This window comes from Bacteroides sp. D20 (genome assembly GCF_003436255.1).
Taxonomy (GTDB): domain Bacteria; phylum Bacteroidota; class Bacteroidia; order Bacteroidales; family Bacteroidaceae; genus Bacteroides; species Bacteroides uniformis.
Genome location: NZ_QSOO01000020.1, coordinates 84510 through 98248, shown reverse-complemented (window position 1 = coordinate 98248; position 13739 = coordinate 84510). Strand labels below are relative to the sequence as shown.

The following is a 13739-nucleotide window of genomic DNA, read 5'->3' as shown; positions in this document are numbered from 1 at the left end:
TAGTAACACATTTATTAGTTTGTAAATGTGTCTACCTATATCAGGATAAGACACTGTCCTTAGTTCTTGGCAGGCAAAGAAACAGAAGCCTCCAATATCGGGGAGACAGACTCCCAAACCTGAGCATCGATACTCTGCATTCCTTGCACAGAAGGATGCCCCCATTGTTTATCAATGTCGTGCAAACGAATATTCTCGATGCCATAGTGCCGGCAAATTTCATCCATGGAATCAGTTACCTCTTCGGATAATTCAGAATTGGTAATATTATAAATCCTGGCCGCAGGATAGAGCTGCTTGAGAGATGCAAGCAGATAGCAAAAGGCAGGACGGAAGCTATACAAATCGGCTTTCGTCCAGCCATCATATTGGTATACGCCAATGGGAGCACCTGCCCAACTGTCATTGGTACCGCCAAAAACAAGGATTATGTCGGGGGTGCCGAGGTTGTGAATACGGGTGATAAAAGAACGGTCGGAGTAATCGGCTTTCTCGTAACCGGTATGACAGACGGTGGAGCCGGAATAGGAATTGTTGCGTTCCAACTGAAAGCCGTGCTCATGGATGAAACGGTACCACCAGGTTTCCTCCACCTTTGTCACATCATTCTCTTTCTTTTCGCCGGGAACTCCATACCAGCAGAGATTGGCGGCAGGAGAGACATGACCGTAAAAAGTGGAATAGGAATCGCCAAGAATAGAAACTTTCTTTTGAGCAAACACCCCTGATATAAGGGTCAGGGAAAAAACAACCAGAAAAAACAAGGATTTGCAGTTCATAATAGATAGATTTTTATGTCGTATGCCGCAAAGTTATAAAGTTTGTCCCGGTTTGACGGCAAGAAACCGTAGTTTTTTTGCCATAGCCCGCTTATATGAAAGCCCCTCTACCATCGGATTCCCACAAAAAAAGGAAATGCCGGATTGATAGAGGGGCGAGAGAATGAAGATGAGAAAGAGTATATTTTACTCCCGCCCTCCACCGAGGGCTTGATAGAGGTTGATGATACCTTGTATTTCATCAAAGCGGTCGGCTACCTGTGTCAGTTGGGCAGAGAGTAGCCCCTGCTGGGCAGTGAGCACTTCCAAATAGGTGGAAGTGCCGTGTTGCATCAGTAACCGGGTGCTGCGGACGGTAGTTTCCAGTGAAGTTATCTGCCTTGCGCGGAGCTCCGTCTTTCCACGGGCTACCTGCACTTGGGTCAGAGCATTGTTCACTTCGCTACCGGCATTGAGCAAAGCTTGCTGAAAAGCGAGCCTGGCTTCTTCCTGCTGTGCTTTGGCTATCTTGAGCTGTGCCACGTTCAGCCCTTTGTTGAACAAGGGTTGTGTCAGCGAACCGATGGCGGAGAAGAGTAGTTTTCCTGGATTGACAATCATGCTTCCTGCCGAGTTGGTCCAGCCAGCTGTACCGCTCAAGGTGATGGAGGGGTAGAAAGCAGAACGGGCGGCATTGGTGCTGTAGAAAGCGGATGCCAGCGAGAGTTCGGCACTTTTCACATCGGGACGGCGGGAAAGCAATTGCAGAGGTACGCCCACCGCAAGTTCCTGCGGGAACTCCTGCCCCGCCAACCGGCCACGCTCAATGGTGCCCGGAACATCGCCCAACAGAATGGAGAGACTGTTCTCCACTTCCTTTACCTGCTGCCGGAGGTCGAGCAGCGAAGCTTCCACCTGACGACAGTTGGCTTCGGATTGCGAGACACTCGCCTCGTTCGTCATACCTGCAGCCATCATGGCTCGCATGGTGCGTACACTTTCGCGCCAACTGGCGGCTGTTTCTTCGGAAATGCGGTATTGCTCGTCGAGCATCAGCAAGGTGTAGTACAGATTGGCCACATTAGCTATCAGCGAAGTGCTGACGGCTTGTTCGTACTCCAAGCTTTGAAGGTAGAGCGCTTTGGAACGGCGTTTGGCATTGGTCAACTTACCAAAAATATCGACTTCCCAACTTGCCGAGGCAATGCCGGAATAGGTCCACGAGCCTTTGGAATTGTCGAAACTGCTGACGCCACCCTGCGGAGTGAGCATAAACGAAGGCAGGTACGAAAGTTTGGCCGACATCAGCGTGGCTTCTGCCTCCTTGATACGTTGTTGGGCGGAAAGCAGGTCAGTGTTGCCTTGCAAGGCTTGTTCGATGAGCGACTGTAATTGCGGGTCCGTAAAAAGCTCGCGCCAGGAAAGGGAAGCGATGGAGGTAGTGTCCGATGCCGCAAACAGACTCAGGCTATCCAGACTTTGCCCGTCCAAATCGTGTCCATAAAGTCCATCGGTCGTGATGTCCTCCGGGCGCTGGTATTTGGTATAGATGCCGCAACTGGTCAGTACCAAGCCGGCGACAGCTAATAATATGAATTGTTTCTTCATTATTTTTTTATGTTAGTTACGCGATAATGTACTAATGTGATTCTTCTATCTCCTTCCGGCTTACTTTCATCTCTTCCTCAATCTGCCAGTCGCTCGTCGGGACGGATTGGGCAGGACGAAGCCGCTCCTGCAACCACTGGAAACTGATGAACAAGACAGGAACAATGAACAGCAGCGCCAATGTGCCGATGAACATACCACCGACAACACCCGTACCCAATGAACGGTTACCGTTGGCTCCGACACCCGTGGCAACCACCAAGGGGAAAAGGCCGAAAATCATCGTCAGTACCGTCATCAGGATGGGACGGAAACGCGCCTTTGCCGCACTGACGGCAGAAGCAATCAGCCCCATTCCCGCTTTACGGCGCTCGGCGGCATACTCCGTCAACAGAATAGCAGTCTTTGCCAACAGACCTATCAGCATGATAAGTCCCGTCTGCAAATAGATATTATTCTCCAACCCGGCTATCCTGGCAAAAAGGAACGACCCCATCAGGCCCGCAGGAACGGCCAGGATAACGGCAAACGGAATCAGAAAGCTCTCGTAAAGCGCACTCAGAATCAAGTAAATCATCAAGATACAGATACCGAAGATGATGACTGTAGTACCACTCTGCTGGCTTTCCTCGCGGGTGATGCCACCAAAGTCATAGCCATATCCCTTCGGCAAGGCTATCTCCGCCGTTTCTTGTACGGCACGGATGGCGTCACCGGTACTGTATCCCTCAGCAGGCATGGCATTCACGGCAATGGAGTTGAACATGTTGAAGCGGCTCAAGGACTCGGCACCGTAGGAACGGGTCAGCGTAACGAACTGGCTCAACGGAGCCATCTCACCGTTGGACATGCGCACAAAGGCATTGTTCAGTGAAGCCTCATCCAAACGGAACTTCGGGTCGGCCTGAATCATTACCTTGTAAACTTTGGAGAAACGGTTGAAGTTGGAGACATATTGCCCGCCATAATAGCCCGACAGTGTGGACAACACCTGGTCGGGAGTAATCCCGGCACGTTTGCACTTGGAAGCATCCACCTCGACGGTCCACTGCGGATAGCGTACATCGAACGTGGAGTATGCCATCGAAATTTCCGGACGCTGGTTCAGTGCCGCCAGATACTGCTGGGTGGTCTGGAAGAAGGTGTTCATATCCCCTCCCTGCTTGTCCTGCACATTCAAGTCCAGCGCATTACCCATACCATAGCCCGGAATCATACCCGGAGCAATGGCAAAGACTGTAGCATCCTTAATATCCGCCGTGCGAGCGTATATCTGGTTGACGACTGCCTGCACCTGGTCTTCCTTTGCCGTACGCTCGTCCCAAGGTTTCAGCTTCACGATAATCATACCGAAAGAATTTCCCTGCCCGGACAGCAGACCATAACCGGCAACTTTCTGCAAGTGCAATTTCTGAGGAAGGTCTTCCAGACGCTTCTCCACGCGGTCTATAATGTCATTTGTCGTCTTGAGCGAGCTACCCGGAGCGGTGCTAACGTTGACAAACAACGTTCCTTGGTCCTCGTCGGGCACCAGTCCGGTCTTGGTGGTATTCATCAGGAATACCAGCAGCACTACCGAAAGTGCCAGCAACGACCAACCCAGCCAGCGGCGCTTGATGAACAGCAGCACTATCTTCTTATACTTCTCGACCACCGCCTCGAAAGCCGTGTTGAATGCCTTGCGGAAGCGCGAAGCAAAATTATTCTTCTCCGTTCCGTCCTCATTGATATAAGGCTTCAGCAGCAAGGCACAAAGTGCGGGACTGAGTGTCAACGCATTAATCGCCGAAATGCCAACGGCCACCGCCATCGTCAGCCCAAACTGGGTATAGAACGTACCGGAAGTCCCTCCCATGAACGATACCGGAATAAACACCGCCATAAACACCAGTGAAGAAGTGATAACCGCGTTGCTGATGCCCTTCATCGCATCGATACTTGCCATGTAGGAGGACTTATAGCCCACATCAAACCGTGCCTGCACCGCCTCCACCACGACAATGGCGTCATCCACCACCGTACCAATCACCAATACCAGCGCAAACAGCGTAATCAGATTGATACTGAATCCGGCAACGGACATGAAAGCAAACGTACCAATCAGTGAAACAACGATACCTACCAGCGGAATCAGCGTAGAGCGGATGTCTTGCAAAAAGACATAAACCACCAGGATAACCAGGATAATAGCCTCAATCAGCGTTTTCACCACTTCGTGGATAGAGGCGAAGAGGAAATCGTTGCTGGACATCATCTGGGTAAGCTCCACGCCTTTCGGCAAGTCCTTGCGTGCTTCTTCAAGGAGCCGGTCAATCTGCCGGTTCACTTCCGTGGCATTGGAGCCCGCGGTCTGGAACACCATGCAGGAGATACCGGGATGTCCATCCATGGTACCTTTGTAGGCATAACTGTCCTTACCCAGCTCTATATCGGCGATGTCCTTCAGTTTCAGCACCTCGCCGTCTTCGGTAGAACGGATGACGATGTCGCCGAACTCCTCAGGAGTAATGAGGCGTCCCGTATATTTCATGGTATATTGATACGTCTCATCCGAGTTCTCACCAAACGACCCGGTGGCCGATTCGATATTCTGCTCTGCCAGCACAGCCGTCACATCCGAAGGTATCAGCTTGTACTGCGCCATGACATCCGGTTTCATCCAGATACGCATGCTGTAGTCACCACCCATAATCATCATATCGCCCACACCGGAGATACGGAGAATCTGCGGCTTCAGATTGATACTGATATAGTTGGCAAGAAAGTTCTCGTCATAGCTGTCATCAGGGCTATATAAAGAGAACATCTGTAAGATACTGGTCTGCCGCTTGCTGGTGGTGACACCCACCTGGGTTACTTCGGCAGGAAGCTGCCCCGTAGCTTTGGACACACGGTTCTGCACATTGACCGCCGCCATGTCCGGGTCTGTACCCTGCTTGAAGTAAACAGTAATGGAAACCGACCCTGCATTGCTGGCGGTAGAAGTCATGTAAGTCATGTCCTCCACACCGTTGATGGCCTCTTCCAACGGAGCGATAACACTTTTCTGAAGGGTTTCCGCACTGGCACCATAGTAAGTGGTGCTCACCATGATGGTGGGCGGCGCAATGTCGGGATATTGCTCAACGGGCAAGGTGAACAATCCGATGATGCCCAGAATGACAATCGTAATGGAGATGACTGCCGAAAAAACGGGGCGTTCTATAAAAGTTCTGAGGTTCATATTCTATCGGTTAAAAATTATCATTCATTCGTTTTGGGTTGGACGGAGGTACCTTCACGCAGCAAACCCACGCCTTCGGCCACAATTGTGTCCCCCACTTTCAAGCCACTCTCTACGATATATTCCTGACCTCCATTCACACGGGTCACTTGCACGGGAACTGATTGCGCCTTGCCGTCAACTACCTTATATACATAGACCTTGTCCTGTACTTCGTAAGTGGCACTCTGGGGAACAACGATGCAGTTCTCTTTCCGTACCGGGATGATGACGTTGCCCGAACCGCCACTGGTCAGCAATCCCTCTTTATTGGGGAACACGGCACGCAGACTGACTGTACCCGTAGAGGTATCAATTACACCACTGATAGTTTCTATCTTACCTTCTTGCGGATAGACAGAACGGTCATTGAGCTGTAATTCGATAGAGTCCATCTCTGCCAGCGCCTTATCCTTGGAGCCGTAGCGGCGGGTGAGGTCAAGCAACTGATTCTCTGTCATGGAGAAATAGACATACATATTAGAATTATCGGATACGGTCGTCAGTGGTTTGGGCAAACTGGCGCTGACCAACGTCCCCACCCTATAAGGGAGCGTACCTACCATTCCATCTGCCGGACTCTTCACTTCTGTATAAGAGAGGTTATTGGCGGCATTCACCTGCTGCGCCTCGGCTTGGGCCAACTGGGCTTTCGCTGTCAGCAGGCTGTTGTAGGAAGTCTTTAAGTCAAACTCGGAAATCACCTTCTGGGCATAAAGCTCCTTCTTGCTGTCATATGTCAGTTGCGAAGTGGCCACGCCGGCACGGGCAGCTTCCACATTGGCTTCTGCTGTGCGCAAGGCTGCCAGATAGGGCACCTGGTCGATAATAAACAAGACTTGCCCCCGACGCACGGTCTGTCCTTCCTCCACACAAAGTTTGGTGAGTGTACCGGACACCTGCGGATAGATGTCAATGTCCTGCCGTCCGCGGATGGCTGCGGAATAAATTGTCTGCAGTTCTTTGTCGGTAGTCGAAATAGTCATCACCTGATATTCCGACTGGGGTTGCACGACAGGCGCGCTGCCGCAGGCTGCCAGTGTTGCACTACAGATGACGGTCATCATCTGTTTCATCATACTCTTTTTTGTTATCATACTTTTTATCTTAAAAAAATAATACGTCGGCTTTCTCTTTCATTTTTTAAGCCGGCAGCAAAGGTATGCCGTTTTTGAACAACCATTTGTTTCATTGAAGGTACACGACTGTTCATTTTCGGAACATGCCATTTAACAATCCAAAAAGAACTCGTACCTTTGTAACCGCAAATCATAAGCAATCTAACATATGAACCCATTACTGACTACCAAACAAGAAACGTTCAGAGCCGGAACAGACAAGCTGGAATTCTTCCGGGAACGTCTTCTGAAAATGAACAATGGAGCACTGATGTTCTGCACCCGTGGAGAAGCAAATATCACAATAGATTTAAGAAAATATCATATTGTACCCAATACGCACATTACGCTGCTTCCAAGTTCCATTATTTCACTGACAAGTGCGAGTAAAGATTTCCTGGTGGACTTCTTTGCCTATTCCGAGACAATGTTCAAGACGGCATGCTTCCGTTTAGAGCCGCCCTTCATACATTTTATAAAGGAGAATGCATGCTATACGCATACCGAAGACGAACCGGTTCGTGCTATCACAGGACTCATCACGGCAAGCAATGCCATCTACCGCGATTCTGAAAATCTGTATCGCGAAGCCATTGCACAAAACCTGCTGCAAATTTTCTTTCTCGACACCTACGACAAGGTTCAACGTTACTTTACGGAAGAGCAAATCAATGGCAGTAACCGGAAAGAAGAATTGTTCAAAAAGTTCATAAATCTGGTACATACGTACTGTACTACCCAGCGGGATGTCGCTTTTTATGCTGACCAACTCTGCATTTCGACCCGCTACCTATCTGCCATCACCAAACAAGTGGCAGAAGATTCTGCCAAAGAAATCATTGACGAAAACCTGATATTGGAACTGAAAATGGCACTGCAATCCACCGGCATGTCACTGAAAGAGATTGCCGACAAATATCATTTTCCCGACCAGTCTTTCTTCGGACGATATTTCAAGAAACACACGGGAATGTCACCCAAGGAGTACAGAGCAAAGAAGAACTGAGGTATGAGCATGCATTTATCCCCTTCTCCTCTGCCTCTTTAGTATTTTTTTAGTATATTTGTCAGACACTAATTTAATCAGTTCAATACCATGAGAAAACTTACACACATGCTCCTTGCAGGCACTCTCATCCTGGCCTGCTCTTCATGCGGAGTAGAAACAACAGCCAACTATCAAGTCATTCCCCTGCCCCAGGAGGTTGCCTTGAGTCAGGAATCCCCCTTCAACCTGAATGACGGTACCATCATCGCCTACCCCGAACACAATGAACTTTTGAAACGCAATGCCGAGTTTTTGGCCGAATACATCAGCCAGTCCACCGGCCGCACCCTCCAGACAGAAGCCCTTGCCCCGGGGAGCGAAGCGCCCAAAGGCGCCATCACATTGGGACTGGATCCGGCTATCGGCAACCGGGAAGGCTATGTGCTGACCGTCAAAGCCGACCGGGTGACCCTAAACGGACAGACCGAGAATGGAGTGTTCTACGGTATACAAACCCTGCGTAAATCAATCCCCGCCGAAACCAAAGCCACCTCTATCCTATTGCCTGCCGGCAGCATCCAGGATGAACCCCGCTTCAGCTACCGAGGCATGCACCTCGATGTGGGCCGCCACTTCTTTCCCATTGAGTTCGTAAAGAAATACATAGACTTGCTAGCACTTCACAATATGAATACCTTCCACTGGCACCTCACCGAAGACCAAGGCTGGAGAATAGAAATAAAGAAGTATCCCAAGCTGACGGAAATCGGCGCCTGGCGCGACCGTACCGTTATCGGCCGGAACACCGAAGAGTATGACAACACCCGGTATGGCGGTTTCTATACGCAGGAGCAAGCCAAAGAAATCGTAAAATATGCCGGGGAGCGCTATATCACGGTCATCCCCGAAGTAGACCTGCCCGGACACATGCTTGCCGCACTGGCCGCCTATCCCGAAATGGGATGTACCGGTGGACCGTATGAAGTGTGCCCACGTTGGGGCGTATTCGAAGATGTGCTGTGCATCGGCAACGAAAAGTCCATGCAGTTCCTCGAAGATGTCATGGCCGAAATCATTGACATATTCCCTTCCAAATACATCCACATCGGCGGTGACGAAGCTCCCCGCACCCGTTGGGAAAAGTGTCCCAAATGCCAGGCACGTATCAGAACCGAAAAATTGAAAGCCGACAAGAACCATACTGCCGAAGACCGTCTGCAGAGCTATTGTATGACACGTATCGAAAAGCTCCTCAATAGTAAAGGACGCCAGATTATCGGCTGGGATGAGATTCTGGAAGGCGACGTCGCCCCCAACGCAACTGTTATGTCATGGCGTGGCTCGGCAGGAGGAATCAAGGCGGCCCAACTGGGGCACGACGTGATAATGACACCCAATGACTATTGCTACTTTGATTATTACCAAAGTGAGGATACCCGGCACGAACCATTTGCCATCGGAGGCTTTGTCCCATTGGAGAAAGTATACAGTCTGAATCCTACCGCCTCACTGACCGAAGAACAAGCCAAGCACATACTCGGCACACAAGCCAACCTTTGGACAGAATACATCCCGACCAGCGAACAGGTAGAGTATATGGTTCTCCCCCGTATGGCCGCCCTTGCCGAAGTACAATGGACACAACTGGAAAAGAAAGATTATACAAACTTCACTACCCGACTGGCCGGACTCATCGGCCTCTACCGGAGAGACGGGCTCAACTACCGGGAACCCTTCCGACAGCAGGCAGACTCCACAGCGACCGAGAAGAAGTAATCAGAACTGGAAATAGATAAACGGTTGTATCTCCGAACTTTTCATCTGAATGACCAGATAGATTACAGCAAGCATCAGTACCGCCTTTCCCAACAAGGGGAGGCGGATTACTGTTTTTGTGCAAGCACGTTCCCAACTGTCGGGCACAAAATGCAGCAGATAGCCCAATGCCATCAGTGCAAACACTTCCCAATAACCCTCTACCAGCTGCGGGAAGAGTTGCGGACGGAAAGTAGTGAATATCTGCTTCAGCATATCCATTGATGTGGAGAACTCCGCATTACGGAAGAATATCCAGCAGAAACAAACAAAATGGAAAGTGACAAGCACTCCGAAGAAGCGGTGGATGCCATGGCTCTCCGTCCCCTTCTTACGCCCGGTAAGCGTCATCCAGAACTTATGGGCTGCAAGCGCAACGCCATGCATCATTCCCCAAAGTACAAAATTCCACGAAGCGCCATGCCACAAGCCGCCCAGGAACATGGTAATGATGAGATTGGCATATTGGCGGATTTTCCCCTTCCGGTTGCCTCCCAAAGAAATATAAAGGTAATCGCGCAACCAGCTGGAAAGCGAAATATGCCACCGCCTCCAAAATTCCGTAATGGAAGCGGACTTATAAGGGGAATCGAAATTGATATTGAAATGGAAGCCCAGCAACAAGGCAATGCCGATAGCCATATCACTGTAACCGGAGAAGTCGCAATAAATCTGCAAGGCATAGCCATAAACACCTATCAGATTCTCCACCCCCGAATAAAGAGTAGGATTATCAAAAATACGCTCTACAAAGTTAACGCTGATATAGTCCGATATAACCGCTTTCTTGAAGAGCCCACTCACGATGAGGAAGATTCCACGTCCGAACATCTCATTGGAGACAAACAGCGGGCGGCGGATTTGCGGAATGAAATCACGGGCACGTACAATAGGACCCGCCACCAACTGGGGAAAGAAAGAAACATAAAAAGCATAATCCAACAAACTGGTCAGAGGCGTTATCTGGCGACGGTACACATCTATCGTATAGCTCAACGACTGAAAAGTGAAAAAAGAGATGCCCACCGGAAGGAAAATATCCATTGTCGTGAACGTGCCTCCCGTCAGCGAGGCAAAAGTTTCGCCCAGAAAATTGGTGTACTTGAAGTAACACAACAATCCCAAATTGATGAACAGACTCAACACAACCCATGCCTTACGTAGCCAGGGAATAGCCTCGCGTGCCATCAAGCGTGCAATGAAAAAGTCACAGACCGTCACCAGTCCAAGCAGGAAGAAATAAGTGCCACTACTTTTATAATAGAAGTAATAGGAAAACAAGGTGACAAACAGCAAACGCGCCGTCGTCCGGCGTTGCAACAACAGATAAACCAATATAAAAGCGACAAACAGCCAGAGGAAAATACCACTGCTGAATATCATCGGGGCTTGCGGGTCATAAGTGAAGACATCGCGCAAACGGTCCAAGTCTATATTCAATCCGGATAAAAATTCGTCAATATTCCACATAATCGTTATAAGCTTTTAACAAGGCCTGGTAGAACAGCTCGCCTTGCAGGCGGTAACCGTCCGGCAAATAGTGTACATGGTCCGGACGCATCAATCCGGCTTCCTGCCAGTTGAGGCAGGCACGGTGGGTACCGCCAAGTATTTCGTACATGTCCCATACCGCCAATCCGTTTTCATCGGCATAGCAGCGGATAGTCTGCACGGCAACGGCAGTACGCGGATTAATCTTATAGGTTCGACGACGGCGACGCTGCCGGAAACTCTCGTAAGAGCCCGGAGGAGTGGTCATCAACATCGGTACATTCGGCAGTTTCTCGCGAAGCATGCGTACAAGGTCGTCCATCTGGCGATAGTGCAGCATTGTATTGTAACGGCGGTTATGGCTTTCGTTCGTCCCGAAGGAAAGAATAAGCAGGTCGGGATGCAGAGCCGCAATATCAGCAATACGGTCCAGACGGGTGAAAGTAGTACAAAATGCACCGTTGATACCTACATCGGTATAAGAGACTGCCCCGAAAGTGTCCTGCATCAACGCACCGGTGGTACGGGGGAAGATATGGCCGCGTATATGGCTGTCGCCCACATGTACGATGCGAAGCGTATCAGCGGAAGCGCCCAGCCGAGACAGACGCAACTTCTCCCAGAAAGGATTAAGAATACCCAGACTGTCGGTAAGTACATTCTCCTTCATTTGCCGGAATGCGGCGGGAAAAGTTATCAAAGGGACAGACACCGTATCCGTACGTTGGGAATAGAGGCAGAGAGTATCACAATCCGTTCCGCCGACATGACACGAAAGGCTGCCCGGCAATACATCTTGTGCATGGAGCGGCCCTATCGCCGCAATCAGCACCAGCACCGCGCAGCAAATCGTACATCGTAAATCGTACAATCGTGAATCCTCCTTATGGCTCCTCTTCATAGTAGGCCCTCCTTCTGTCATACTGTTCCTTACCATAAATCAAAGACTCATAAAGCAATCCCGCAAGATACTTTCCACCACGGAAGTTGATGTGCGTATAATCATAATTGGCCAGTGACGGCTTGGCATGCACCATCTCTGCCATACTGCCTTCCCCACCCATAGCCTCGAACATGTTCCAGAAAGCGACAGCCTCATCCGCCGCCAAATTCTGTTGATAACGAACCAGATTCTTGATACCGGGCATGGTACGCAGCTCCCCTTCTTCGGTCTTATAGTCACGGTCGCCCACGCTGACCACAAGGATGGCAGCTTGCGGAAAGGCTTCCTTGAGATGTTCCACCGTTGTCTGCATACCTGCAATGTACCTATCGTAATTGCGTCCGCGCTCGGTGGCCACATTCAAGCCGTATTGCAGGATTATCAGGTCGTAGGGTCGCTGCTCGTTGAACTCGCGCATCATCCACACGGGAACAGAACGGAGGGAGAGGCCGGAGCTGCCACGCAGTGAGAAGTTATCCAGCACAATGCCGGAAGTACCGTCCATGGCAAGGCCATAAAACAAGGTGGAGTCCGCACTTTCCACCGTCCAACGGACAGAACCGATATTTCCCTCTACCGTCATCTCCTGCAAATCATCAATCGGCTCAAAAGTCTCGGTAGTTGCTTCGCCACGATTGACGCGGACAGAAAGGGTGGTTGTGCCACGGTTATAGAAAAAAATACTGGCACGCTGGCAAGTATCCAGACGGGAGGCATAGTTCTTCTGCCCCCGCAGTTCCACATAAGCACCGGTATTCGGAATAAAGTAATGTCCGGAGACTCCCAGCTTGCTACGGTCAAAGAACACGGAGTCCATGACAGAATGACTCTGCCATCCGCTGAAGGAATGACGCACTGTAGGACGGAAGCCACTGGTCATGGACGTAATGGTGACAAAACCTACTCCGCAACCGCCATATTTCTGCTGAAGCATCTCGCGTAAATCAGCCGTCAGAATATCCGCTTCGATAAAGGAGTCGCCGAAGTAGGCGATACGAACCGGACGGGGTGCTTTGGCAAGCTCGTCGAGCGCCTGATAGAACCGCGTCATGCCACGCATGGTAGAATCGCTGTAATCTTCAATGCACGTCATGCCCGCACGGCAGGTGTCCACAAAGGCGGGCTTCACCTTCGGGGGCGGAGGCAGCAGGCTGTCCGGCTCACTCACCGGCTTGGAAGGACGACGCACGTCCCCCAAGATATCCACACGCCTCAGCACACGGCCACCCATCGTAATACTTGGCAACAGATGCATCAGCAACAATGCACCCCATACGATAAACGCCAACAGACCCGTATATTTCAATGAATTCTTTTCCATACCTAATGTGGCCGCAAAGATATAGATATAGGTTGAAAAAATCTCTCCGGACAAAAAAGAATTATCCCCAAAGAAACAAGATTTTTTCTCCGGGGATAACGGTTATAGACAGAGCAGACCCGATTAAATGGTCTGTTCGATATTCCAAACAAAAGCACGGAGTCCGAGTTGCTCGGTCTCCTTGTCCATCCGGTGGAGCGCTTCGAGCAACGGAGCCACCTTAGCCTCATCTATGATAGTGATGATGGCGGAACACATACTGGGCCAGGCATGGCTGCCATAGTGCGGTTCCCCCGTCTTACTGCCACGCCCCTGTACTTGCTGCCAATAGCTGAAGCCGCGGCAGTTGTGGCGGTCAAGCAATGCCATGATACGTTCAAAGAACGCTTGGTCGAATGTTATAAATACTGATTTCACGCTATATAATGTTTAGTG

The 13739-nt window shown here is 50.3% G+C and carries 10 protein-coding genes; 2 read left to right on the top strand and 8 right to left on the bottom strand.

The features are described from left to right. Positions 1–59: 59 nt before the first annotated feature. From DXD78_RS18105 to DXD78_RS18090, 4 genes are all read right to left on the bottom strand, one after another. Complete coding sequence (locus DXD78_RS18105; protein ID WP_008661817.1) at positions 60–779, bottom strand: SGNH/GDSL hydrolase family protein; 720 nt, start codon at positions 777–779, stop codon at positions 60–62. Positions 780–965: 186 nt separating this feature from the next. Then, complete coding sequence (locus DXD78_RS18100) at positions 966–2366, bottom strand: TolC family protein (RefSeq protein WP_009037287.1); 1401 nt, start codon at positions 2364–2366, stop codon at positions 966–968. A gap of 31 nt (positions 2367–2397) precedes the next feature. After that, positions 2398–5589 carry an efflux RND transporter permease subunit gene (locus DXD78_RS18095; RefSeq protein WP_005825618.1) on the bottom strand — a complete coding sequence of 1064 codons (3192 nt, stop codon included), beginning with the start codon at positions 5587–5589 and terminating at the stop codon, positions 2398–2400. A 20-nt stretch (positions 5590–5609) separates the two neighbouring features. Then, positions 5610–6725 (bottom strand): efflux RND transporter periplasmic adaptor subunit, encoded by a 1116-nt coding sequence (locus tag DXD78_RS18090; protein ID WP_005825620.1) that lies wholly within the window; start codon positions 6723–6725, stop codon positions 5610–5612. A gap of 190 nt (positions 6726–6915) precedes the next feature. On the opposite strand from DXD78_RS18090, the gene DXD78_RS18080 reads away from it, so the two are divergent. Continuing rightward, entirely contained in the window at positions 6916–7752 is an 837-nt protein-coding gene (locus tag DXD78_RS18080) for an AraC family transcriptional regulator (protein WP_009037288.1), read from the top strand. Between the two features lie 90 nt (positions 7753–7842). Then, complete coding sequence (locus tag DXD78_RS18075; RefSeq protein ID WP_009037289.1) at positions 7843–9510, top strand: beta-N-acetylhexosaminidase; 1668 nt, start codon at positions 7843–7845, stop codon at positions 9508–9510. Here the strand turns inward: DXD78_RS18075 and DXD78_RS18070 are convergent, their stop codons facing one another. The 4 genes from DXD78_RS18070 to DXD78_RS18055 all read right to left on the bottom strand — a co-directional run bounded on the left by DXD78_RS18070 (position 9511) and on the right by DXD78_RS18055 (position 13721). Beyond that, positions 9511–11019 carry an MBOAT family protein gene (locus DXD78_RS18070; protein ID WP_005825628.1) on the bottom strand — a complete coding sequence of 503 codons (1509 nt, stop codon included), beginning with the start codon at positions 11017–11019 and terminating at the stop codon, positions 9511–9513. Beyond that, positions 11006–11962 (bottom strand): SGNH/GDSL hydrolase family protein, encoded by a 957-nt coding sequence (locus tag DXD78_RS18065; RefSeq protein ID WP_034529107.1) that lies wholly within the window; start codon positions 11960–11962, stop codon positions 11006–11008. The genes DXD78_RS18070 and DXD78_RS18065 overlap by 14 nt, the downstream gene beginning before the upstream one ends. Further along, positions 11925–13304 (bottom strand): SGNH/GDSL hydrolase family protein, encoded by a 1380-nt coding sequence (locus DXD78_RS18060; RefSeq protein ID WP_009037291.1) that lies wholly within the window; start codon positions 13302–13304, stop codon positions 11925–11927. Before DXD78_RS18060 ends, DXD78_RS18065 begins: the two co-directional genes overlap by 38 nt. Positions 13305–13427: 123 nt before the next feature. Next, a complete protein-coding gene (locus tag DXD78_RS18055) occupies positions 13428–13721 on the bottom strand; it encodes a PG0541 family transporter-associated protein (protein WP_005825638.1) in 294 nt (97 codons plus the stop codon). Between the last annotated feature and the right edge of the window lie 18 nt (positions 13722–13739).

Bases quoted from the DNA above. Each gene is read 5' to 3' on its own strand.
- DXD78_RS18105 (WP_008661817.1), bottom strand. From the start codon at position 779: ATGAACTGCAAATCCTTGTTTTTTCTGGTTGTTTTTTCCCTGACCCTT.
- DXD78_RS18100 (WP_009037287.1), bottom strand. From the start codon at position 2,366: ATGAAGAAACAATTCATATTATTAGCTGTCGCCGGCTTGGTACTGACC.
- DXD78_RS18095 (WP_005825618.1), bottom strand. From the start codon at position 5,589: ATGAACCTCAGAACTTTTATAGAACGCCCCGTTTTTTCGGCAGTCATC.
- DXD78_RS18090 (WP_005825620.1), bottom strand. From the start codon at position 6,725: ATGATAACAAAAAAGAGTATGATGAAACAGATGATGACCGTCATCTGT.
- DXD78_RS18080 (WP_009037288.1), top strand. From the start codon at position 6,916: ATGAACCCATTACTGACTACCAAACAAGAAACGTTCAGAGCCGGAACA.
- DXD78_RS18075 (WP_009037289.1), top strand. From the start codon at position 7,843: ATGAGAAAACTTACACACATGCTCCTTGCAGGCACTCTCATCCTGGCC.
- DXD78_RS18070 (WP_005825628.1), bottom strand. From the start codon at position 11,019: ATGTGGAATATTGACGAATTTTTATCCGGATTGAATATAGACTTGGAC.
- DXD78_RS18065 (WP_034529107.1), bottom strand. From the start codon at position 11,962: ATGACAGAAGGAGGGCCTACTATGAAGAGGAGCCATAAGGAGGATTCA.
- DXD78_RS18060 (WP_009037291.1), bottom strand. From the start codon at position 13,304: ATGGAAAAGAATTCATTGAAATATACGGGTCTGTTGGCGTTTATCGTA.